The 23,171-nt window shown below is 57.5% G+C and carries 15 protein-coding genes and 2 pseudogenes; 10 read left to right on the top strand and 7 right to left on the bottom strand.

What is annotated here, in order from left to right; genetic code table 11:
• The first annotated feature begins 6 nt into the window (after positions 1-6).
• From AC3A5O_RS09525 to AC3A5O_RS09535, 3 genes are all read left to right on the top strand, one after another.
• Entirely contained in the window at positions 7-13,485 is a 13,479-nt protein-coding gene (locus tag AC3A5O_RS09525) for a two-partner secretion domain-containing protein (RefSeq protein WP_487753146.1), read from the top strand.
• Positions 13,482-14,066: a hypothetical protein gene (locus AC3A5O_RS09530; RefSeq protein ID WP_305470195.1), complete on the top strand. Its 585-nt coding sequence runs from the start codon at positions 13,482-13,484 to the stop codon at positions 14,064-14,066. The genes AC3A5O_RS09525 and AC3A5O_RS09530 overlap by 4 nt, the downstream gene beginning before the upstream one ends.
• Positions 14,067-14,181: 115 nt before the next feature.
• Positions 14,182-14,622 carry an RDD family protein gene (locus AC3A5O_RS09535; RefSeq protein WP_369426309.1) on the top strand — a complete coding sequence of 147 codons (441 nt, stop codon included), beginning with the start codon at positions 14,182-14,184 and terminating at the stop codon, positions 14,620-14,622.
• A 131-nt stretch (positions 14,623-14,753) separates the two neighbouring features.
• Here AC3A5O_RS09535 and AC3A5O_RS09540 read toward each other — a convergent pair whose 3' ends face one another.
• Positions 14,754-15,338, bottom strand: coding sequence for a DUF4291 domain-containing protein (locus AC3A5O_RS09540; RefSeq protein ID WP_305470197.1), 585 nt, complete (start codon positions 15,336-15,338; stop codon positions 14,754-14,756).
• Between the two features lie 58 nt (positions 15,339-15,396).
• On the opposite strand from AC3A5O_RS09540, the gene AC3A5O_RS09545 reads away from it, so the two are divergent.
• Positions 15,397-15,804, top strand: coding sequence for a hypothetical protein (locus AC3A5O_RS09545; protein ID WP_305470198.1), 408 nt, complete (start codon positions 15,397-15,399; stop codon positions 15,802-15,804).
• Between the two features lie 22 nt (positions 15,805-15,826).
• Here the strand turns inward: AC3A5O_RS09545 and AC3A5O_RS09550 are convergent.
• Together AC3A5O_RS09550 and AC3A5O_RS09555 are read right to left on the bottom strand one after the other, a co-directional pair.
• A pseudogene (locus AC3A5O_RS09550) lies at positions 15,827-16,018 on the bottom strand (addiction module antidote protein); the annotation flags it as partial.
• Positions 16,019-16,069: 51 nt separating this feature from the next.
• Positions 16,070-16,342 carry a hypothetical protein gene (locus AC3A5O_RS09555; protein WP_305470200.1) on the bottom strand — a complete coding sequence of 91 codons (273 nt, stop codon included), beginning with the start codon at positions 16,340-16,342 and terminating at the stop codon, positions 16,070-16,072.
• Between the two features lie 484 nt (positions 16,343-16,826).
• On the opposite strand from AC3A5O_RS09555, the pseudogene AC3A5O_RS09560 reads away from it, so the two are divergent.
• The 4 genes and pseudogenes from AC3A5O_RS09560 to AC3A5O_RS09575 form a co-directional block, all read left to right on the top strand.
• A pseudogene (locus AC3A5O_RS09560) lies at positions 16,827-16,922 on the top strand (BrnT family toxin); the annotation flags it as partial.
• Positions 16,923-16,935: 13 nt separating this feature from the next.
• A complete protein-coding gene (locus tag AC3A5O_RS09565) occupies positions 16,936-17,184 on the top strand; it encodes a BrnA antitoxin family protein (RefSeq protein WP_305470202.1) in 249 nt (82 codons plus the stop codon).
• 156 nt (positions 17,185-17,340) lie between these two features.
• The gene (locus AC3A5O_RS09570; protein WP_305470203.1) at positions 17,341-17,619 is read left to right on the top strand and encodes a type II toxin-antitoxin system RelE/ParE family toxin; all 279 of its coding nucleotides are present in this window, start codon (positions 17,341-17,343) and stop codon (positions 17,617-17,619) included.
• Complete coding sequence (locus AC3A5O_RS09575) at positions 17,619-17,906, top strand: HigA family addiction module antitoxin (protein WP_003184158.1); 288 nt, start codon at positions 17,619-17,621, stop codon at positions 17,904-17,906. The genes AC3A5O_RS09570 and AC3A5O_RS09575 overlap by 1 nt, the downstream gene beginning before the upstream one ends.
• Positions 17,907-18,133: 227 nt before the next feature.
• On the opposite strand, the gene AC3A5O_RS09580 is transcribed toward AC3A5O_RS09575, so the two are convergent.
• Positions 18,134-18,865 (bottom strand): DUF899 domain-containing protein, encoded by a 732-nt coding sequence (locus AC3A5O_RS09580; protein WP_487753147.1) that lies wholly within the window; start codon positions 18,863-18,865, stop codon positions 18,134-18,136.
• A gap of 184 nt (positions 18,866-19,049) precedes the next feature.
• Here AC3A5O_RS09580 and AC3A5O_RS09585 point away from each other — a divergent pair, with 184 nt between their 5' ends.
• The gene (locus tag AC3A5O_RS09585) at positions 19,050-19,442 is read left to right on the top strand and encodes a transcriptional regulator (protein WP_122569063.1); all 393 of its coding nucleotides are present in this window, start codon (positions 19,050-19,052) and stop codon (positions 19,440-19,442) included.
• Positions 19,443-19,598: 156 nt separating this feature from the next.
• On the opposite strand, the gene AC3A5O_RS09590 is transcribed toward AC3A5O_RS09585, so the two are convergent.
• The 3 genes from AC3A5O_RS09590 to AC3A5O_RS09600 all read right to left on the bottom strand — a co-directional run bounded on the left by AC3A5O_RS09590 (position 19,599) and on the right by AC3A5O_RS09600 (position 21,641).
• On the bottom strand, positions 19,599-20,465 hold the full coding sequence (locus tag AC3A5O_RS09590) for a DUF6279 family lipoprotein (protein ID WP_305470208.1): 867 nt from the start codon (positions 20,463-20,465) through the stop codon (positions 19,599-19,601).
• Between the two features lie 80 nt (positions 20,466-20,545).
• A complete protein-coding gene (locus tag AC3A5O_RS09595; protein ID WP_122569061.1) occupies positions 20,546-21,256 on the bottom strand; it encodes a TorF family putative porin in 711 nt (236 codons plus the stop codon).
• Positions 21,257-21,452: 196 nt separating this feature from the next.
• Positions 21,453-21,641 (bottom strand): hypothetical protein, encoded by a 189-nt coding sequence (locus tag AC3A5O_RS09600; protein WP_018607615.1) that lies wholly within the window; start codon positions 21,639-21,641, stop codon positions 21,453-21,455.
• Between the two features lie 339 nt (positions 21,642-21,980).
• Here AC3A5O_RS09600 and AC3A5O_RS09605 point away from each other — a divergent pair, with 339 nt between their 5' ends.
• Positions 21,981-22,817, top strand: a complete 837-nt coding sequence (locus AC3A5O_RS09605; protein WP_122569060.1) for a CvfB family protein — start codon at positions 21,981-21,983, stop codon at positions 22,815-22,817.
• Positions 22,818-23,171 lie beyond the last annotated feature (354 nt).

The raw sequence follows: 23,171 nt of genomic DNA on the forward strand, positions 1-23,171 counted from the left end.
CTGAACATGGACGATCGCCAATACACTTTCCTGGCCCGCCAACCCTCCGCTGCCCTGCAACCCCGCGAGCAGTTCTGGGGCATGCCAAAGCGCGGCCTGGCGTTCCTGTTGGCCAACGTCATGTTCTGGCAACCGCTGTGGGCCCAGGCCGAGGGTATCGTGGTCAGCGCGCCGGGTACCGGCCTGGACCGGGCGGGCAACGGCGTGCCCATCGTCAACATCGCCAAGCCCAACGGCAGCGGCCTGTCCCATAACAAGTTCACCGACTACAACGTCGGCAGTAACGGCGTGATCCTCAACAACGCCACGTCCCGCACCCAGTCCACGCAACTGGGCGGGATAATCCTCGGCAACCCGAACCTCAACGGTACGGCCGCCAAAGTCATTCTCAACGAAGTCAACGGCGGCAACCCCAGCCAGTTGCGTGGTTACACCGAAGTGGCGGGACAGTCGGCCCACGTCATCGTCGCCAACCCCTACGGCATCACGTGTAATGGCTGTGGCTTCATCAACACGCCCAGGGCAACCTTGACCACGGGCAAGCCGATCATTGAAAACGGCCAGGTGGGTCGCTATCAGGTGGACCAGGGCAGCGTCTCGATTGAAGGCGCGGGTCTGAACGCCAACAACGTCGACCGCTTCGAAATCATCACCCGCAGCGCCAGGATCAACGCCGAGATCCAGGCCAAGAACCTGACCATCGTCGCCGGGCGCAACGACGTTAACGCCAATACCCTCGACGCCACCGCCCGCGCCGATGACGGCAGCGCCAAGCCTGAACTGGCCATCGACTCTTCGGCATTGGGGGGTATGTACGCCGGCGCGATCAAACTGGTGGGCACCGAAGCCGGGGTTGGGGTGAAGCTGGACGGCAAACTGATCGCCAGCGGCGGCGACATCCAGCTCGATGCCAACGGCCGCCTGAGCCTGGCCGAGACCTCGGCCAGCGGCGCCATCAACGTCAAGGCCGCCAGCCTCGATGCTCGCGGGGCGGTCTATGCCGGCACCACCCTGAACGCCCAGACCCAGGGCAACTTGAGCAACCAGCAAACCCTCGCGGCGCGGGACAGCATCACGCTGAATGCGGGTGGGCAACTGAGCAACAACGGCATCATCGAAGCCGGGGTCAATGCGGATAACACCCGCAATGCGACCGGGGATGTGAGCGTTACGGCGCAGAGCCTGAACAATAACGGCAAAAGCATCGTCGCCAGCCGCAACCTGACGGCCAACGTCACGCAGACCCTGAACAACCAAGGCGGAACCTTGAGTGCCGGGCAAACCACGACGATCAAGGCCGGGACCCTGGACAATCAAAACAAGGGCAGGGTGCTGAGCAGCAACACCCTGAACATCACCGCCGATAAGCTCATCAACGCCCAAGGCCTTGTCAGCAGCAACGGCACCCTGACGGCCAACGTCGGGCAGTTGAACAACAGCAGCGGTGAACTCAACAGCTTGAGCAACGTCACGTTGCGCGTTGCCTCGCTGGATAACGTGGCGGGGCTGGTGGCGGCGGGGCAGATGCTCGACATCAACGCCAGCGGCCAGGTGAACAATCGGAGCGGGCGTCTCTCTGCAAGCAAAAGCGTTCAGTTGACGGCGGCGTCACTGGACAATACGGCAGGCCGATTGCTCAGTGACGGTGCACTCACCGCCAGCATTTCTGCCCAGTTGCTCAATCAGGCCGGGTTGTTGTCATCGGCGGGCCTGTTGACCCTCAACGCGGCGAGTCTGGATAACCGCCAGGGCGGTGTCGTTACCACCACCCAGGCAGCCAACCTCAACGTCGGCACGCTGGATAACCGCGGCGGCGAAGTGTCGAGCCAGGGCGTGCTGGCCCTGGTCGGCACCGAACTGGACAACAGCGATAGCGGCAAGCTGATTGCCTATGGCGACCTGCGCCTGACCCTTGAACGCCTGACCAACCAGACCAAGGGATTGATTTCTACTCGGGCAGCCTTGGCAATCGACGCGCAACGACTGGATAACCGCCAGGGAGCGCTTTATGCACAGCAAGGGCTGAATCTGAACCTGGGCGGGCCACTGCTCAACGCCCAGGGCAGCGTGAAAAGCGACACCACCGCCAACCTCAAGGCAGCCGAGATGAATAACGACGGCGGCCAGATCTCCAGCATCGGTGCGTTGAGCGTCGACAGCACGGGCGCCCTGAGCAACGTCGGCGGCAACGTGATCAGCAGTGACACGCTGCTATTGAAGGCCGGCCAGGTGAATAACGCCGCCGGCCGTATCGCCAGCGCAAAAGCCCTGGACGCCAGTGTCACCGGTCTCGATCAACAGAACGGCCAATTATTCAGCAACACCAGCCTGTCCCTCGACCTCAACCATGGGCAGTTGAATAACCAGGGCGGGCTGATCAACGCCCCGGGCAGTCTGTTGTTGAAGAACTTGGCGGCGGTGAACAACCGCGACGGCGAAATCTCTAGCGACCAGGCGTTCAGCCTGAATGCCACGAGCCTGGACAACCGCGCCGGTTCGATCGTCAGCCAGCAGCGTCTCGATCTGGTCGTTGCCCAGGCCTTGAATAACGCCAAAGGCCTGATCTCGGCCAACGGCCTTAACGCGCGTGCTGCCAGCCTGGACAACAGCGGCGGCAATCTGGGCAGCGATGCAGACCTGAGCGTAAACGTCGAGGGCACGTTGACCAACCTTGACGGCGAAATCTCCAGCGCGGGCCTGACCCAGCTCAACGCGATGGCCCTGAATAACAGCAACGGCCAGGTACTGGGCGACAGCGCCATGAGCATCGATCTTGGTGGCGCGCTGGACAACCGCAATGGCGTGCTCGGTTCGGGCAAGGCTGTGGCTATCAAGGCGGCCAGCCTGAACAACAGCAACGGCGGCCAATTGATCAGCGATGGCAGCCTGACCACTCGCATCAGCGGTTTGCTGGACAATCAGAACCAAGGCCAAGTGCTTGCCAAAGGCGCGATTGACCTGCAAACCGGCCATCTCGATAACCGCGGTGGCCGCTTGGCCGGCAACGACCTGCTGACCTTGCGCAGCGATTCGCTCGACAACCGTGGCGGTAGCATCCGTGCCGACAAGGCGCTGCAATTGACGGTCGATCAACTGGATAACCGTGACAACGGCGTCATCACCGGCAAAAGCAGCGTCACCTTCGAAGGCTCGCGCCTGGACAACAGCGCGGGTCTGCTGACCAGCGTTGGCCCGCTGATGTTGAAGGCCGCTGAAGTGCAGAACGGACTCGGTCGTATCTCCAGCCAAACCGACCTCACCGCCGTTATCGATACCTTGCAACAACAGGGCGGTGCGCTGGTGGCCCAAGGCAATTTGAGCCTGACCGGCAAGACGCTCGATAACCGCAACGGCGGTTTGGTCGGCACCACAAAAGCGCTGGATCTGCAGGTCGGGCAGATCGATAACCGCGCAGGCGAACTCTCCGCAGGTCTTGGCCTTAAGGTGGGCGGCCAGCGCCTGGACAACAGCGAGGGCGGTAAACTCATCGCCGGCACTGACCTGGAAGTGAAAGTTGCTGAGCTGATCAACCAGAGCAAAGGCCTGCTCCACGCCCAAGGCCACATGAGCCTGAGCGGCACCACGCTGGACAATAGCGAAGGCGTGCTCAACAGCCTCAACGGCTTGGTGATCACCCTCGATAACGCCCTGTTGAACCACAAAGGGTTGATCAGCAGCGAAGGCGAGTTGCGTGTCGACGCTGGCAGTCTCGATAACACCGCGGGCAGCCTGAGCAGCGCCGCTCTGTTGTCGATCATCAGTGCTGGCGCGTTGATCAATCAGGGCGGTTCCATCAGCACCGACGCCGGGCTGACCCTCGAAAGCGCCAGCCTGGATAACAGCCAAAAAGGCCTGGTCTCGGGCAAAGACGCGACCCAAGTCACCACTGGTGTCCTCAACAACAGTCAGGGCGGGCGCCTGACCTCGGGCACTACGCTCACGCTCAACGCCACGCAGGTGAACAACGCCGCAGGCCGTATTGCCAGCGGCCAAGCCCTGACCGCGTCGGTCACCGGGCTGGATCAACAGCAAGGTGAATTATTCAGCAACACCCGCCTGAGCCTGGACTTGAACCAGGGCCAGTTGAACAACCAGGGCGGCCTGATTAACGCCACGGGTGCGTTGCTGCTGAGCAACCTCAAGGACGTCAACAACCAGGGCGGGGAAATCTCCAGCCAGCAAGCCTTCACGCTGACCACGCACAACCTCGATAACAGCGGCGGTAAATTGCTGAGCAGCCAAGGCCTGATACTGAGAACCGCCCAGGTGCTCAACAATGCCCGCGGCGTGATCTCTGCAAAGTCCATGGACAGTCGCAGCGACAGCCTGGACAACCGCGATGGCCTGATCAGCAGTCGTGACCGCCTCGACTTGAATGTTGCAACCGTGCTCGACAACCAACGCGGCTCGTTGATTGCCGACGGTGCGCTGCTGCTGGTTGCCGATCGCCTGGACAACCGTGCCGGGAATATCGCCAGCAAGACTGCGCTCGATGCCACCCTCGACAGCTTCGATAACCGCCAGGGCACGCTGATCAGCACCGATGCCTTGACGCTGAAAGCCGCCAGCCTCGACAACCGTCAGGCCGGCCTTATCGGCGCGACAAAAGCGCTGGATCTCGACGTTGACGATCTCGACAACCGTGGCGGTGAGCTCTCGGGCAACGCGGACGTCATGCTGGTCAGCCAGAACCTCGACAACAGCGACGGCGGCCAGGTGTTCGCCGGGCAAGCGCTGAAACTGACCGTGGATAAGCTGCTCAACCGCACCAAGGGCCTGCTCAGTGCCAAGACCGGGTTGGAGCTGGACGGCGGCTCCCTCGACAACAGCGGCGGCTACCTGATCAGCCAACTGAACCAGCGCATCCACCTGAGCCGCGATCTGCTCAACACCCAGGGCCAACTCAGCAGCGAAGGCACGCTGAATGTCAGCGCCGCCAACCTGACCAACACCGGCGGCAGCCTGTCCAGCGCGGCGGACCTGACCGTGCACAGTCGGGGGCGTCTCGACAACCAAGGCGGCGAACTGGTCACCGACGGCGCGTTGCTGCTCACCAGCGCGGCACAGGACAATCGTCAGCAGGGCAACATCAGCGCTAAAGGCGCGATAAATGTCACCACCGGTGCGTTCGACAACAGCCAGAAGGGGCGGCTCAACAGTGGCAGCACGCTGAACCTCACGGCCGCCCAGGTCACCAACCAGGAGGGCGGGCGCATCGGCAGTCAAGGCGCATTGACCGCGTCGGTTTCCGGCCTGGATCAACAGGGCGGTCAACTGTTCAGCAACACTTCGCTGAGCCTGGACATGAACAATGGCCAGCTCAACAACCAGGGCGGCTTGATCAACGCCCCCGGCACGTTGCTGCTGAAAAACCTCAACGGCGTGAACAACCAGGGCGGCGAAATCTCCAGCGCCCAAGCCTTCACCCTGACGGCTAAAAATCTCACGAACGATGGCGGCCGGCTGCTCAGCAACCAGGGCCTGACCCTGCGCGTCGCCCAGGCGCTGAACAACGTCAAAGGCATGATCGGTGCGGCCAGCGTTGATGCCCACGCCCAAAGCCTGAACAACAACGGCGGTACGCTCACCAGCCGTAGCAATCTGGCCCTGACGGTCGATCAGCAACTGGATAACCAAGCCCAGGGCCTGATCAGCGCCGCGCAATTGCTCACGCTCAACAGCGGCGACCTGAACAACCAGGGCGGCAGTGTGCTGGCGGGTGGTGCTTTGGTCCTCAATGCCATGGCCTTGAACAACAGCGCCAATGGGCTGATCAATGCCCAGGGTGACCTCACCCTCCAGGCCGATTCCCTGGACTCCAGCAATGGCGGCGAAGTGTCGGCTAAGGGCGACATCAACCTGACCCTGGCGGCGCTGACGCAAAACGGCGGGCGTCTGCTGGGCGATAAAGCCGTCACGCTGAACCTGGGCGGCCATGACCTGAACAACCGCAATGGCCTGATCACCGCTAAAGGTCCGTTGACCCTCAACGGCCTGCGCGACTTGAATAACCAGGGCGGTGAAGTTTCCAGCAGCCAAAGCTTCACCCTGGCCGGACGCACTCTCGATAACACCGGCGGCAAGCTGATCAGCAGCGACCTGCTTAGTCTCAACGCCACTAGCATGGTCAACCAGAACGGCTTGATCTCTGGATGGCAAGGGTTGCAGGTCAACGGCAGCAGCCTCGACAACCGCAACAACGGCACGCTCTCCAGCCGCAATGGCGACGTCGGCGTCACCCTCAGCGGGGCACTGCTCAACAGCGGCGCCGGTGCGCTGGTCGGCCAGAAAAAACTCACTGTCCGCGCCGCGAGCCTGGACAACAGCAGCGGCGGGATTCTGTCCAGCGGCAGCGACCAGACCCTGACCGTCACCGGCGGTCTGCTGAACAACGCCCAAGGCGGCTTGATCGACAGCGGCGCCATTCTGGTCATGAACGCCATGACCCTGGGCAACGTCGGCGGTACTGTCAACGCCCAAAAAGCGTTGAACTTCACCGGCACCTCCCTAGACAACAGCGGCGGTAGCCTGATCGGCAACGCTGCCGTGACCCTGGATCTCAAGGGGGCCTTGGACAACCACGGTGCCAAGCTTGCCAGCGCTGGCGCGTTGACGGTTCAAGGTGCGACCGCGATCAACAACCAAGGCGGTCAATTGGTCAGCCAGGGCGAAATGACCCTGGGCACCGGCAGCCTGGACAACAGCAATACCGGCACCGTCGCCGCGAAAAATGCGCTGGCGATCACGGCCTCCGGAGCCGTGCAGAACCAAAGCAACGGCCTGATCTACAGCCAGACCGCCGAGGTTGCACTCAATGCCGCAAGCCTTGCCAACGGCCAGGGTGAGATGCAAGGCCAGACCGGCCTGAGTCTTGAACTGCGCGCAGGCCTGGACAACCAGGGCGGCAAACTCATCGCCCAAACCGGCGATGTCAACGTGACTGCGGCCAACATCGACAACCGTGGCGGCACCCTCGCCAGCCTCAAGGGCGCCCTTGAGGCGAGCACCGTGGGCGTGCTGCGTAACGGCTTCGATGTGAACAACAAGGGCGGCGTGATTCAAGGCCAACGCCTGAACCTGCGCGCCTTGGCCGGGCTGAACAATAACGGTGGTCGAATCGCCGCGCAGGCTGGCGATGTCGTCATCGACACCGCCAGCTTTAACAACCGCAATGGCGGTCTCTACGCTTCTGGGCTGATCAAGGTTGCCGGCACCGGTGCCAGCCTGGACAACACCGCCGGCCAGCTCGCTGGCAACGCTATCCATTTGGATCTGGACGGCGCCCTGACCAACCGTGGCGGCATTCTGGAAAGCGACAGCACCTTGGTGGTCAGCGCCGCCAGCGTCGATAACCAGACCGGCCAACTGCGTGCCCTAGGGGGCGCTGGCAAAACCGATTTCCAGATCGGCAGTCTCTTCGACAACCGTAACGGCAAGCTGGAAAGCGCCAACAATCACCTGACCCTATCCGCCAACAGCTTCCTCAACAGCGGCGGCCAATTGCTGCATCTGGGCGACGGTACATTCGACATTTCCCTGGCCAACGTCACTGGCGCCGGCGGCGATATCGTCACCCGTGGCGGCCTGACGCTCAAAGCCGACACCTGGACCAATACCAGCGCCATCCAGGCCGGACGGCTGACGGTCGACGTCAACAACTTCACCCAGACTGCGACCGGGCAATTGCTGGCTTCGACGCAACTGGAAGGTAAGGGCGGGAACTGGGTTAACAACGGGTTGATCGCCAGTGATGGTGGCATGGGCTTGCAGTTGACCGGGCGGTACAGCGGCAATGGCCGAGTCACCAGCCTGGGCGACATGACCGTAGACGCCGCTGTGATTGACTTGAGCAGCGTGGCGAGTATGACCGGCGGCGGAACTACGACGATCGGTGGGCGCGGGGGCTTGAGCAGCCTGAACAACTACGGGCGGATGACGTCGGCGGGTGCGCTGAATATCAATGCGGGCACCGTCAATAACTACGGAACGGTTGCCGGTGCGGATGGATTGAAGTTGACGGCTTCGACCTTGCTGAATGATCAAGGTGGGTTCTTGTTCAGCGGTGGGGACATGAAGCTGCGGGCGGGAAGTTTTACCAACCGTAAGTCGGATGTTTATGCGTTAGGGAACATTGATGTAGCGCGCAATGACCTGGGGGGACGGTCGGCGTTGATGGAGAATGATTCGGGCACCATGGAGAGTGGGCGGGATTTTTCTATTAATGCGGATTCTATTATTAATAAACGGGGGGATTTTAAGACTGAGGCGGAGTTGTATTCTTCTGCTATAGGGGTCCGGTGTTATAGCTGCGTTACATTGCCGGCTTCCTGGGGTGATAGACCCGATTATCATTTTGTTTTTGAGGAGAAATATAAAGTCAAAGTCGTGGAGGGTGAAAGCTCCAGTGCGGCCTCTATATCGTCAGGTATGAATTTAATTGTAAAGGGTGATTATTTTTTAAATTATAATTCGTCAGTCTCAGCCAAAAACAATATAACCATCGATGTCTCGAAATTTGAGAATTCCGGGACGGCGTTAGGTGATTATGTTAGTCAAAAATATTATGCGGATCAAGGCAGTAGTTTTCGTGATAGAGCTGATCGTTGGTGGGATTTAGTTAATTACAATATTTATAATGATGCTGAATATAATAAAAATATTCATTTCTGGAACGTAGCGGGCGTTGAATCTATGGTTCAACCGAAGCTCACAGTAGTCGGGAATGGAAGTGGTCAGGAGCCTGATCGTTATCAGATTTTTGGTCCGGCTGTTTTGGAGCTTGGGACTTCTGGCGCACGAATTGATCCAGTTGTATTTGGTGTCTCTCAATACGCAAACGGAATCAGAACGGAGGTTCCAGATTTTATAAAAAGCGCTACTCCATTTAATCAAATAGTTATTTCATCTACCTCGGCTGATAACTTTTCCCCAGCTATCATCCAAGCCGGCGGCAACGTCTCAATTACCGCAACAAACAAAATCACCAACGGTGTGGAGCGGCCATTCTCCACCGGCATAACAACTTCGTCCCGCAACACCACAACCGCCGCTTCAGGCTCAGGCAAAACCACGGTCGTGACCCTGAACAGCCAACTCCCACCGGACTTGGCCCAGCAACAAATAAACCCCCTGACACTTCCCGGTTTCAGCCTCCCCACGGGGCAAAACGGCCTGTTCCGGCTGAGCGGGCAGGGCGCCAGTGACGCGCCAGTCTCCCAGACGCCGGCCGTGTCGCAGAACTGGACAATCGGCGGCGCCAGCGTGAGCGCATCGAATCGATCCACCGCCGCTCCAACCGCTAATGTGCGCGACATCCAGATCACCGATGTCACCCAGGTTTCCGCCGCCGAACGACAGGTGCAGTTGTTGAATCGTGATAGCGGCGGTGTCACCGCCGGCGCGTCCGCCATTCAGGTCACCGCCCCAACGGACTCATCCACAGGCACGCCGCAACTGCCAGGGCATTCCCTTGACGGCACCATCACCCGTGGTGCCGACATTGCGCTGGATACTTCGGGCACTCCACCGATCGGCGTCAGTCGCCCAACCGACGCCTCGGTAAGCGCGCCAGTGCCTGTCGCCGGCCAAACGGTGGCGCGGGTCACGGGGCTGCCCAGCGCAACCGTGACTTCCAAACCGCAAAAGTACCTGATCGAGACCAATCCGGTCCTCACCGACCTCAAGTCATTCACGAGTTCGGATTATCTGCTGACAAAACTCGGTTACGACGCGGACACCAGCGCCAAGCGGTTGGGTGACGGCTTGTTCGAACAACGTCTGATCCAACAGGCCGTCGTCGCCCGCACCGGCCAACGCTTCATCGACGGCCAGACCTCCGACGAGGCGATGTTCAAGTACCTGATGAACAACGCCATCGCCAGCAAGGACGCACTCAACCTGTCGGTAGGCGTCACCCTCACCGCCCAACAAGTCGCCGCCCTGACCCATGACATCGTCTGGCTCGAAGAGCACGAAGTGAACGGCGAAAAGGTGCTGGTGCCGGTGCTGTATATGGCCCAGGCCAATAATCGTCTGGCGCCTAATGGGGCGTTGATTGCCGGTCAGAACGTTACGTTGATTGCCGGCAAGGATCTTGAAAACGCCGGCACGCTTCGGGCTACGAAAAACCTCTCCGCATCCGCTGGCGAGAACCTGACCAACAGCGGATTGATTGAAGCCGGCAACCGTCTCGACCTGTTGGCCGGCAACAACATCGTCAATAAATCCGGCGGCATCATCGCCGGGCGTGACATCAGCATGAATGCGATAGTTGGCGACATAATCAACGAGCGCACGTTGACCACCGCAAGTATCAGCAACAAGGGTCATACCCAACGGCAGGACTACGCGGATAACGCCTCGCGTATCGAGGCGGCCAACGACCTGACCATGGGCGTCGGTCGAGACGTCAACAGCGTTGGCAGCGTCATGGTCAGCGGCCGCGATACGCAAATCGATGCAGGACGGGATGTGAATATCGTCTCTGCGCAGCAACAGACCTCCAATACCGGTGGTACCCGTAGAAGTTCAATCTCCCAACTGGGCTCGGAGGTGGATGCGGGTCGCGATGTCACTGTGAACGCAGGTCGAGACTTCAACGCCATCGCGAGCCAGATCAGTGCCGACCGCAATGTAGCCTTGGCCGCCGACGAGAACATGACAATCTCTTCTGGCGCTAACGAAACACACTCTTACTACAAGTCGAAAAAAGTCACGGCCCAAGAGGACCACGTCAAACAGATCGGCAGCGCTATCAGTGCGGGTGGTGACGTGAAGTTGAATGCTGGAAAAGATATGGCGCTGATCTCCAGCCGTATCAACGCCGGTGACGAAGCTTATCTGGTGGCTGGAGAAAACCTGGCGCTTCTGGCCGCACAGGACAGCGACTATTCGCTGTATGAGAAAAAGAAGAAGGGCAGTTGGGGGAAGAAACAGAGCCGGCGTGATGAGCTGACCAAGGTGACTCATGTGGGGAGTGAGATCACCACTGGGGGCGATCTGACATTGGTTTCCGGTGAAGATCAGCATTATCAGGTAGCCAAGCTGAACAGTGGCAATGACCTGACGATACAAAGTGGAGGCTCGATTACCTTCGAAGGTGTGAAGGATCTGCAAAAAGAAGACCATTCAAAAAGCAAAAGCAGCATGGCCTGGAGTTCGATGTCGGGCAAAGGTCACACCGACGAAACTCTGCGTCAGACACAGATGGTCGCTGCCGGCGCCATCACGATCAAAGCTGTCGATGGGTTGAACATTGATCTCAAACAGGTCAACCAAGACACCGTCCACCAGTCGATCAAGGCGATGGTCGACGCAGACCCGCAACTGGCGTGGTTGGCTGAAGCTGAGAAGCGTGGTGACGTGGATTGGCGGCAGGTCAAGGAAGTTCATGACTCCTATAAGTACAGCCACTCCGGCATGGGGCCGGCTGTGCAGATGATTATTGCGATCCTCGTCGTGTACTTCACTGCGGGTGCCGCCAGCGGTCTGATCGGCACTATGGCCGGAAGCACCGCAGCTGCCGGTTCAGGTACCGCCTTTGCAGCAGCCGGAACAGCCACCGCATCGGCAGTAGCCGGCGGCGCTGCAGCCGGGTCAACAGTGGCCGCCGGTTGGGCGAACGTGGCGCTCACGGCTATCGCAACGGGCGCTGCGAGCAATGCAACCGTGAGTTTCATTAATAACGGCGGCAACTTGGGAGCGGTATTCAAGGATGTGACTTCTGCGGATGCCTTGCGTGGTTATGTGGTGTCCGGTGTTACAGCAGGATTAACCGCCAGCATCTTCGACAAGATGACCAATACCACCACCACCGTGGAGGGCGCCTTGCCTAACGCAGGCAAGGTAGTGGCCCAAGGTGGCCTGTCGAGCCTGGAAGGAATCGGTCGGTTCGGCGCTAACCAATTGCTGCAGAACGGTACCTCAACCCTGCTGGATCGAGCGCTTGGTGGTGACAGCCAGTTCGATAACGCCCTGCGTAGCAGTTTGGCGAACACCTTTGCTGCGGCGGGATTCAATCTCGTTGGGGATCTTGGCAAGAAATTCGATTTGAAAGAAGGGGGGCTGGCCAAGGTTGGCTTGCACGCGGTCATGGGCGGACTGGCCGCTGAGGCGGCTGGCGGTGATTTCAAGACTGGCGCATTAGCCGCCGGCTTGAACGAGACTCTGGTTGATACTCTGGCCAAGCAGTACGAGGGCATGCAGCCCGAGCAGAAGCAAAAGCTTCTGGTGATGAACTCTCAACTGATCGGGGTGCTCGCGGCGGCGGCAGCCGGCGGCAATGCGGCAGACTTGCAAACCGGTTCATGGGCTGCGCAGAACAGTACGCAATACAACCGTCAGCTGCACCCGGATGAAATCGAATTTGCCAGCGATAAAGAGCGCGTAAAACGATACGCGGCGCAGAATGGCTTAACCGAAGAAAAAGCACAGCAGGAACTGCTACGCACCGCCGCTGCCATGGTAGACCGTGGTTGGGACAGCGTGCTGACGGAGGGCAAGACGGCGAGGGCAGCTGATTATCTTCGAGTGGAGTTGAATCAGTACAAGAACGACAGTTTGTTCAAGGTGTCGTTGGCCGATTACAACAATGAGCGTGTTGGCTTGGTCGAGTTGTTCAAAGACAAGACTTCACTCGAAAAAATGCTCAAGAACGTTGCATTGGTTGATCCGCTGGACTACCGGACCGATGCACGCTACATGCGTGAAGTGCTTGATGCCAAGGGGCGAGGAAGCCAGGAAGGATTCGCCTTGGCAGTGGAGGGCATGGCAAGCGGTCCGTCGAAGGCGGCGCTTTGGGCAATGGGAGCGGCCAACTGTCCTAGCTGTGCAGCGGCTGATGTGCAGGAGGCCTGGAACTCAGTATTGAAGATTCCAGAGGAGCTTCGTCTGAAGGGCTTTCTGGACAATCTGCATATCATGCAGGGCGGCGGTGCTGGGGTTGTACAGTCGAATGAGGCATCCAGCACCGCGATTGGTATTGGTATTGGGGTTGCGTTGGAGGGTGGGCTTGTCTCCGGGAAAACGCCTAAATCCACGCTCGACGGTACAAAAGGCGGTTCTCCAGAAACAGTCACCTATTTCAGAGTTGAGGGGGGCGGATCGGGAACACAATCCAGCCAGTACCGCATTAGCGCAAATGATGATGGAACCATCACCATCAATCCTGGTTGCGCGGGCCAACTTTGTGTGAGCGTTGGTAATGCTGAGCACGCCACTTACTATTTGACGAACAGACGACCTGATGGATCTGTAGTAGTCTTCGACGTTGACGCAGCTCTTCATAAGGAAATCATGGATCGAGTAATTCCCCAGCGGCCCGTCGATGGAATTCCGAGGGATCCTGATGCACCGAAGAGGGTAGACAAAAATCAGCCCGGTTACTCCCTCGAGTTACCCAAGATGTGGGAGTCGCTACTCGAAAAGAATTCGAGTAACGCCCGTGTTTATACACAGGATGAATTTTTGAAGGAGTTCAAGCAATGACGGTGAAACAGTCAATTCTTGATGATCTTTGGAATGGAGAAAAAAGTATCTGCTTTTTTGTGCACTCTGGAAAATGTTATTGGGTTGTAGATGAGAAGTATAATTTCTCCCTTGATGCGGAAAAAGACTATCGTGCCTACCTTGAAGATGGAGATATAACCCAGGAACAATACGAGCAGTCTTGCAAAAATTTTAGAGGCGGTATTCTGAAAATGACGGCGGAAAATTTTCCGCAGTACCTAGAAAGGTCAAGTGAAAAAATCCTGTCTTCAAGCGATTTAAATAATTTTATAGAGGCGGATTGTGAGGTTTTTGAAAAAATTGAACATTATTTCTTAACTGGCGAAGGTTTGAGCCCGGATCTCTTTAAGCGGGCCAATATTATTCATTCCAGATTTCCCAGGTTCTACATAAATTTTGACAGAAAAATTTTTATGCACATGGATGACGTGCGTGCTCATGAAAGTCTGGCTTATTCGGACTGGGTCGCTCAATGCTTTGATTTTAGCTTTTTGATCCCGGCTCGCGAGCGGTACTGGGTAGTGGCGGGTAATGATTATTGGAAGCTTAGATTTGTATAAGTAAAAGCAGAAGTAACGGGGGCACGTTATCAGTGCAGCTAATTAGAAGCAGAATGTTGGTTATCCCTGAGACTGCCGTTTTGATTTATTGTTTATATACCTGTCTGCCGAAGACGTGATAACACATGGGAATCAGCAGCACTCAAAGGACGAATCAGAAACCCAAAAAATTGGCGGCCTGGGGCGTCGGTGGGGGGGACAGATCATTGACCCCCTAGTTTCCCTTTTTCTATTCGGCCTCATAGGGCGTACAGCCGAGTTATTGGATTGCCGCCAAACATGGTTGGCTTTCTGGCCTTGGGCTTTGGTGCGGCGCATTACTTGTGCTCCGATGCGATGCCGAACGAACGGTCAAAGCCCGGGTAAGAAACTGTTGGGAATGCCTGTGATCGACGAGCGCAGCGTCCTTAACTGCAATCTCTACCAATCGTTTATGCGTAACATCATTACACCGTTTCTGAGTATTTTTGATTGGATATTATTTTATTTGGTTCACGGAAACGGCTTGGTGACATGCTCGTATCTACGATTGTGTTCCGCTCTAAGCCGTAAGTAAGGCAGATAGGGGGCGCCTTCCTGTAACGGATCAGGGCCTCGGTTGCTGGATTTTGAAACGCAGGTTCTGCATAGGTGGGCTGAGCAGGGTGGGTTATCTCGATTAGTGGCTATGGCGGGTGTTTGGCGTACTTAATACACTTTTTCAATTGGAAGTAATTTGCGTGCTTCCTCAATTTCGTTCTCAAGCACCAATTTGTGGATGCTGTGCGCCAACGGAGTTATATCGGTTATGTTCTGTATCCATTCGTTGACGTAAAGCGCTACTGCTTGCTTGCTTAGGCCTATCTGAATGGCGCGGTGTATTTGGGGTTGTAGATGCAAGTCTCGTTCTGGATCCCACTGTATGCGGACTGGCGCATTCTCTTTCACGTTGAGCCATTCTTCCTTGCTCATTGAATCGTCGGGATGGCTGAGGCTGCTATGGGCTAAGGCCCATTCGAAGCCTTCTCGTGAAATATCGATTGCCAGGATTCTAGACTGACCTGCGTCCTTCAACCCCCAACCTGATCGGTACATCATCCAGAGAAATGATGGCTTTATCCACGTCATCCGCTCCATCTTGAACGGCGGTGACGCGAAGGTGCCAAGGCTCAGCGCCGCATCGGCGATAGCATCCGAATAGGCTTGGTAGATGCGAATGGTCTTGTCGTCGTACAAAGCGCGAATCTGGCGCAGTGGTGTAGTTTGGGATGAAGGCTCCAACTGACTTTGCATATTCGTACTCTCGGTAAAAGATTTTATAATCGCGCTCCTGTCCCTTCGGAGCGCTGCCGTGCCGCGTTTTCTTCTTCTGATGTTGTTACTTTTTCCTTGCCTGGCGTCGGCACTACCCACCTTGGAAAACACCCAGCTTTATAGCGGTACGGCCAGCGATTGTCGCGATGTCGACCTCGCGATCTGGCAGCATCCGACCCGCAAAGTGTTGGTGAAAAATGACATTAAGCTGGAGCGGGTGCAGCTGTGCAATGGCGGGCACTATCCGATTTTCCAGGTGCAATTACCCTACGACCCACGGGGCCAGACCAAAAATTACTTCTTGCAGTTATACGAGCAGATGAGGGCGGCTAACGGTAAATGGCCCTACGCCTTGGTCGCCAGCAGCGATGCGGTGGTGGTGTATGTCAGCTATCCGAAAGACGACGGGATCGCTTTGGATTACGAGAGCTATGCGGTGCCTTAGATATTCCGTTGCTGAAGGACTAGTGCAACTGTTCTCGGGATAGTCTGGTCTTCATGGCGAGTTCGGTCACCTCCTTGGCGCGTGCGACTAATTTCCTCACTTTGGCAATATAATCTGCGTCGCCAGTTTCCAGGGCATCGTTCATGAACTCTGCAATGGCCTCGGGAGAGCTCAGGTACTCGGCAGGGTCAAAGTCTGCGAAGGTCTCGGTCATTTTTGCTCTCCACGCATGTAAAAGCGGGCGACCCTCAGGTCGCCCGTTTCCTTATTCAGCAGCCTGCAACCGCAACCGTCTACCAATCACATCCATCACATCGCACCCATCGCGCAGCGCTATCGTCATCATTTTGCAAAAGTCCGAGAGCACGACCGTGTCGGAGCTGATATCCGAACGAAAGGCGATGTTTTCCAACAACTGGGTCACGGTTCGAATGCGGTAATCCGCCGTTTCGAAAAGGACGTCAAGCGGGGCTTCGGTGTCGATGAGTAGGGTGGCTGGGGTGCAGTCGATTCCGGTGATGGGCATGTATCTGGGCATAGTAAGAGCCTCCAAAGTTGATGAGTCTCTCTGTTGATCGGGTCGCCAAACCCGGTCGCCTTTTGGGCGACGAGGGACTATAGACCGACCCACTTGAGGGCTACAAGACACCGCTTTCCGAGCTTTGTGTAGGACTTTTGACCTAGCGGCGGTCGGCTTTTTGGGCTGCTTCGGGTCAGGTAAAAGATGCGACTGCTGCGCAGTCGAGCGGGAGCAAGCTCCCTCGCCACGGGGAACGGTTCTCGACTTGGGTTGGTTTTGTATCAGCCGTGGGAGCTGTCGTGGGGCTTGGCTCTTCGTAGGGGCGGACCCAGTCCCTCCGTTTCCTTCCCAGCGACCCTGCTTGTCGTCCTATCTGTCCCTTTCGCAGGAGGTTTGCGCCTCAGTGCAGGATCTTTCGTACTTTTATAAGGGGATGCGTCTGATTTCAGAAGGACAGTTTCGACAGTAGGCTTCGGTAAAACAGGTACCCGGGCGTCGACCCATCGGCTTGATCAAAGAGTTGATCGGCGTGGTCGTGTACACCGAACGGCGGGGCGATGTGATCTGGATCATCTCCGCCCGAAATACTACTAAATAGGAGGCCATACGTTATGTCGAAAACGTCGAAAACTGGCTGGGAGCGCCTGGCCAAGTTGAATGACGGGGACATCGATACCAGCGATATCTCCGAACTGGGTGAAGATTTCTTCCGCCGCACTGAGCTGCGGGTGCCGGTAAAGCAGGCGGTGACCATTCGCCTTGATGCCGATGTGGTGGAGTGGTTCAAGGGGCAGGACGCGGGTTATCAGACACGCATCAATCAGTTCCTTCGCCAATACATGCAGGCCAAGCAGGGATGAACTATTTCACGCTATGAATCGGCCTCCCTACGAATCGCCCGCTTTCATAGTTTCCCTTTTCGATCCTCCCTCAACGTGGCTCGTCGTTAAATACATGTCTTGAGTTTCTGAGGCATCATATTTTGTTGCGTGTTGCGCAACATGCTAGGCTTTCCCATGATCAAGTCTTTTCAACACAAAGGGCTACGCAAGCTCTTCGATACGGGCACTACGGCAGGCGTGCAGCCCGCTCACGCCAAGCGGCTACGAATGCAGCTAGCGGCCTTGAATACAGCCATGACGATTGATGACATGGATATTCCCGGCTTCCGCCTTCACCCGCTAAAAGGCGAAATGCATGGGCGCTGGTCAGTCATGGTGAATGGCAATTGGCGGCTGACGTTCGAGTTTCGCGATGGAAACGCTTACGTCCTGGACTACGAGGATTACCACTGATGAACATGCACAACCCTCCCCATCCAGGGGAGTTCATTACCGAGATTTATCTGGAACCGAACGGTATCAGCGGTCGCGAGCTGGCGGAAAAGCTCGGTGTAGCCCCCTCGACATTGAGCCGTGTCTTGAAGGGCACTAGCCGCGTTTCGCCTGAAATGGCATTGCGGTTGTCTGTAGCGCTTGGCCGCTCGCCGGAGAGTTGGCTGGCCATGCAGGATGCTTACGATCTATGGGTGGCCCGTCAGCATGTTGATTTGTTGCAGGTAAGAAAGCTCGCTTTCGCCTGAATCATCCCTCCAATGTTGGCGGACGCGGGGATCAGAGACAGACCAATCGAGATCGGCCTGTCTTTTTAATCGTGGTCTGGTCCGGTTTTCGTCTGGACAACAGGCGACCCTGAGTTGCCCATCCTTTCATTACTCCGCTATTTACGCCGGTAGGCACAGAAGGCGACTGCTGCGCAGTCGAGCGGGAGCAAGCTCCCTCGCCACGGAGGCGGCGCTCGAGATTGGCATCAGCCATGGCAGCAGCCGTGGGGCTTGGCCTCTTCGTATTTATCGTGGTGCCGTACCCAATCCATGATTTCGTCTTCGTTGCGGCCCTTGGGCGTCAGGTCGAGGTAGTTGTAGGTACCGACCAATATATCCAGGCCGCGGGCGTAGGTGGAGTAGGTGTGGAAGATGTCGCCGGCTGCGTTGCGATAGAAGACGCTCAGGCCGGGGAGTTCGCCTTCGGCGCTGTCGGTTTTTTCGTAGTTGTAGGTGGCTTTTTCGTTGGCGGTGTCTTCGGCTTTGAAGCTGACGCCGAAGTCGTAGTTGAAGTCGCAGCCTTCCGATGAGATCCAGTCGAAGGCCCAGCCCATGCGGCGTTTGAAGGCTTGGAATTCGGCGAACGGGGCGCGGGAGACGGCGACCACGGCTACGTCGTGGTGGGCCAGGTGTTGGTTGGCGCCGTCGATGTGGTCGGACAGGAAGGAGCAGCCTTGGCAGCCTTCTGTCCAGCCGGGGCCGAACATGAAGTGGTAGATGATCAGTTGGCTGCGGCCGCCGAACAGGTCGGCCAGGCTCAGTTCGCCGTGGGGGCCTTGGAAGCGGTAGGGTTTGTCGATTTTTACCCAGGGCAGGGCGCGGCGTTCGGCGCTGAGTTTGTCTCGTTCGCGGGTGAAGGCTTTTTCGTGGGCCAGGTGCTGGCGTCGGGCTGTGAGCCATTCTTCCCGCGAGACGACTGGATGATTTTCTACGTTCATGGTGATTTCTCCTGTGGCTGAGCTGTGAAATCGGCTTTCAACAGGTGGTCGTTTGGCCTTGGCGGAATTCGACAGGCCGTTGGTCGGTTCAAGGTAAAGACCGCCCGGAAACCCGGCTGAACGGTGGCGCAGCACCTCGGTCACAACCTAGGTAGGCATCTCACTCTTTGGAGGATGGACCAGGATGACGACTTATAACTGGGACTTGATCGAACGGTTGTTGCACGAAGTGCAAAATGGCGCCGGTCATAGCTTTGCTCCTCGGGCTTATGCGGAGGAGTACGCGGCGGCGAAAGCGGCTGCAGGCGAGGCGATCGAGAATCTCGATCATCTGAAAGCGGTCGCCGGGGAGTATGAAAAGTTGCTGCTGGAGCGTGGCTATATCGAGCCGCGGCCGGAGGAAGAGGGCGGTAATGGCGAGAATTTTGTGCTGACGCCGCGTGGCTCGCGGTTGTTGAGCCTGATCGATAGCAGCATTCCGGGCAATGATCATCCGCGTCAGGTGTTGGATGAGCAGGAAGATGCGCTGGATGAGTTTACGTTTGATGACTTGGCTTCGAAGGCGCAGATTGCCTGACAGGCCTGCACTGAATCCCGTGGGAGCTGAGCTTGTGTGGGAGCAAGGCTTGCCCGCGATGCAGGCAACACGGTCTATCAGATGGACCGAGGTGATGCTATCGCGGGCAAGCCTTGCTCCCACAGAAGCTCGCTCTCACATGGGATCTCAGTGGTTTTATGAGCGTGCTGCCTTCAGACACTTCAAGTCAGTGAAATCCTTCTTCACCCCGTCGATTTTCTTCAGCAGCCGTTCGCGCTGGGGCGGGGTGCTTTCGGCCATCAGGTCCACCAGCAGGCTGCGGGCCTGGGCTTCGGTTTTGCTGAATGCCTCGCGGTAGGCAGGGGTCCAGAGGCTTTCGCGATTGACCAGCAGTTGCTCGATGCGTTTGGGAAAGTCGGGGCTGTGGCGTTGGGCCACGGCTTCGCTGAACTGGTTCTGCCAGTGCGCGCGGTTGGCGATCCATTGCTGGTTCTGGTCGCCGAGGGCGGTGGACCAGGCTGTCACCCGTTGGCGCTGGGCGTCATTGAGTGGACCGAGCCAGTCGTCCAGGCGTTTGACCATGCGTTCGCTGCGTTCCTGGATCTGCTCCTGCAGCGTCGGCTTGAGGTATTGCTGCTGGCGTTTGCGCTGGTCCTTGACGAAGGCGGCGTCCATGTCGGCGACTTGGTCGTCGCTCAGGCCTTGCAGCAATTCGATGGCCGAGGGGGTGATTGCCCGGGCGGTTTCGGCGATGGCGGCCTTGGCTTCCCGGGTGCGCTGTTGTAGGGCTTGGTCGGTCACCTGGTTGGTCTGCACCATGGTTTCCAAACGGTCCAGCCAATCGAGGTAGCCGGGCAACTGGGTGGTGCAGTGCCAGGTCAAGTGGTCCTTGAGGCGTTCGTTGAACCAGTCTTTTTGCTCGCCTTTGATGTCCAGGTAATCGTTGAGGGTCCAGGGGATGATCAGGTCGAGGTTGCGGTACGCCAAGCCGACTCGGCTACAGGCAGTGAGCGTCAGCAACAGGGCGATGACCATGGCGATGCGTGTGAACCAGCGCGACATGAGCGAGTCCTTGCAAAAACGTAAGTGTCTTGTTTGAGCATGGCAGGCGCACGGCAGTTCAGCCGATTAATGCGTAACGCTTAGTAAAAAGGATGGGCCATCTTGAGGGTCAGCAGGCTGTCGCATTCGCTGTTGTGGCCGGAATACGCCGAGCAGCTGCTGCCGCTGAGGCTTGAGTCGCTGTAGATCAGGTCCAGGTCGATGCCTTTCCAGGGACGGGAAATTTTCAATGACCAGTCGCTGAAACTGCCTACATAACCGTTCTCCACCGAAACCGGTGTATTGAGCTGGTGGGTGGTGTATTTGGCGCTGATGCCAATGCCGAACGGCACGTTGCCGCCCAAGTCGGCAAACAGTGTGCTGTTCTGTTTGTCTGGATCGTTGCTCAAGGCCGCGCCGAAACGGCTGCCGAGCACGGTCAGGCCGCCATAGAACTCCTGGCTGTCGAGGGTATCGAGGGTGGGGTAGCTGTAGTGGATCAGGCCGACTTCGTAGCCCAGGGTCTGGTCGAAGGGTTGTTTAAAGCCCATGTAGGAATCGACTTCAAGGTCGGCGGATACGCCCGCGCTGGGCGACCACTGGCCGACGTACCAGCCGCTGTCGTGGCTCAGGTCCAGGCCACCATGGAACGAACCGGTGCTCGACGGCGTGACCAAGCCCTGGGCCATGCTGCGGCTGGGGGTGGTGCCAAGCTTGAGGTCGAAGTCGCCGAGTTCGCGCTGGAATACCTGCCCATGGACGAGGGAGCACGAGAGCAGGCTGAATGTCAGCGGAACAATGGGGATGCGCATGCTGCATTCCATCAATAGCGAGGAAGCCGGAACGATAACTAAGCTGAAACGCTTGAGTTAGAGAGGTGAAAGCATACCGGCGAATGCTCGGCAGTGAGGGCCGTTCGTCGATTCATGGGAAATGGGTAGAGCGGGGAGGGGTTCCAGTCCAAGCGCTTCGAAGCTCAAAGCGCTTTGGGACCAGGTGACGCGCAGGTTACTTCTTGCCCAGGCTGATCTGCTTGGACGGGCCGAATGTCTGGCCGCTGACGCCTTTGGCAATTTGCTGGATCTCGCCGCCGGACTTGAGGAACGCAGCGATCTGGTCGTTGATCGACTCGCTGGTTTCAACGGCTGGAGCTGGCTTTGCTTTGCTGTTGGATGCTTTTACGCGCATGACGGCCATTAACCTGTAGATAATTAATTGGGCCAGGCATCGTACAGGAAATACTTGACAATTGCTTGGCAAATATCCTTCTGAATTATCGTTGTCGTGATGGGAATAATGCGCGGTTATCCGGCAATTATTGCCCTAAGCCACTGTTTTAAATAACAACCGTGTGAAAAATAGTGTGCCGATGGCAAGCGGTACGCACCGTCGCTCGCCTGACGAATGGCCCTGTCCGGAGTGAAAACCCAGGAAAATCAACGGTTGTGCCAGGCCTTGCCGGCAAACCTTGCCGGCGGCCACGAATCGCGCCGCAAAACCGGGTAGAATGCCGCCCACGCAATGAGGGTATTGGAAATGGCTTTAGTCGGGCGCTACAACAGTTTGCAAGTGGTTAAACACACTAACTTCGGTTTATATCTGGACGGCGGTGCGGACGGCGAAATCCTGCTGCCCAATCGATATATTCCCAAGGATATTCCCAGTGAAGATGAAGATTGGCTCAATGTTTTCATTTATCTGGACAGCGACGACAAATTGATCGCCACCACGGAAAAACCCAAGGTTCAGGTCGGTGAATTCGCCAGCCTGAAAGTGGTTGAGGTCAACAGCATCGGCGTGTTCCTGGACTGGGGCCTGCCCAAGGACCTGTTGCTGCCGTATTCCGAAGAAAAACGCCAGATGACCGCCGGCGAATACTGCGTGGTGCACGTCTACCTCGACAAGCACACCCGTCGCATCACCGCCACGGCGCGCCTGGATCGTTATCTGGACAAGACCCCGGCCAACTACACGCCGGGCCAGGAAGTGGATTTGCTGGTCGCCGAAGCCACCGACATGGGGTTCAAGGCGATCATCAATAACAAGCACTGGGGCTTGATTCACAAGAATGAAATCTTCAAGTTCATGCGCGCCGGTAAACAGGAAAAAGGCTTCATCAAGGAAATCCGCCCGGACGGCAAGATCAGCCTGAGCCTGCAGCCTGTGGGCCAGGAAGCCGCCACCAGCCTGAACGCGAAGATCCTCGCCAAGTTGCGGGAGAACGATGGCACCCTGGCAGTCAGCGACAAGAGCGACCCGGCGCTGATCAGCAGCCTGTTTGGCGTGAGCAAGGGCAACTTCAAGAAGGCCATTGGTGCGCTGTACAAGAATGGGCAGATTGTCATTCATGCGGATCGCATTGAATTGAGCTGATCTTCAGTCGAGCCACTGCATCTGTGGCAAGTAAGGGTTTATGTGGCCAGGGAGGCGAGCTGTGGGAGCAAGGCTTGCCCGCGATGAAGGCGATGCAGTCTTTCTGAAACCGAGGCGCCTGTTTCGCGAGCAAGCTTTGCTCCCACATAATAGCGACGCGCCGCGACTTTCCTCTGTATACAAACTCCTGCACCTTTAGCATGCACCCACGCCCTGTTCGTGGGCGTATGCCTGCTCCTGCTCAACTTTAACCCCCACTGCACACCCCGGTTTGTCTCACATCCAGCGCCTATGGCACGCATTCTGCGTAGTAACGCGTATACAAACCATGCCGGCTCCCGTGCGCAGTATGGT

The sequence above is a fragment of the Pseudomonas sp. Soil_N_39 genome, assembly GCF_057655955.1.

Coding starts and splice junctions, on each gene's coding strand:
- AC3A5O_RS09525 (WP_487753146.1), top strand. CDS start 7: ATGGACGATCGCCAATACACTTTCCTGGCCCGCCAACCCTCCGCTGCC.
- AC3A5O_RS09530 (WP_305470195.1), top strand. CDS start 13,482: ATGACGGTGAAACAGTCAATTCTTGATGATCTTTGGAATGGAGAAAAA.
- AC3A5O_RS09540 (WP_305470197.1), bottom strand. CDS start 15,338: ATGCAAAGTCAGTTGGAGCCTTCATCCCAAACTACACCACTGCGCCAG.
- AC3A5O_RS09555 (WP_305470200.1), bottom strand. CDS start 16,342: ATGCCCAGATACATGCCCATCACCGGAATCGACTGCACCCCAGCCACC.
- AC3A5O_RS09565 (WP_305470202.1), top strand. CDS start 16,936: ATGTCGAAAACGTCGAAAACTGGCTGGGAGCGCCTGGCCAAGTTGAAT.
- AC3A5O_RS09570 (WP_305470203.1), top strand. CDS start 17,341: ATGATCAAGTCTTTTCAACACAAAGGGCTACGCAAGCTCTTCGATACG.
- AC3A5O_RS09575 (WP_003184158.1), top strand. CDS start 17,619: ATGAACATGCACAACCCTCCCCATCCAGGGGAGTTCATTACCGAGATT.
- AC3A5O_RS09580 (WP_487753147.1), bottom strand. CDS start 18,865: ATGAACGTAGAAAATCATCCAGTCGTCTCGCGGGAAGAATGGCTCACA.
- AC3A5O_RS09585 (WP_122569063.1), top strand. CDS start 19,050: ATGACGACTTATAACTGGGACTTGATCGAACGGTTGTTGCACGAAGTG.
- AC3A5O_RS09590 (WP_305470208.1), bottom strand. CDS start 20,465: ATGTCGCGCTGGTTCACACGCATCGCCATGGTCATCGCCCTGTTGCTG.
- AC3A5O_RS09595 (WP_122569061.1), bottom strand. CDS start 21,256: ATGCGCATCCCCATTGTTCCGCTGACATTCAGCCTGCTCTCGTGCTCC.
- AC3A5O_RS09600 (WP_018607615.1), bottom strand. CDS start 21,641: ATGGCCGTCATGCGCGTAAAAGCATCCAACAGCAAAGCAAAGCCAGCT.
- AC3A5O_RS09605 (WP_122569060.1), top strand. CDS start 21,981: ATGGCTTTAGTCGGGCGCTACAACAGTTTGCAAGTGGTTAAACACACT.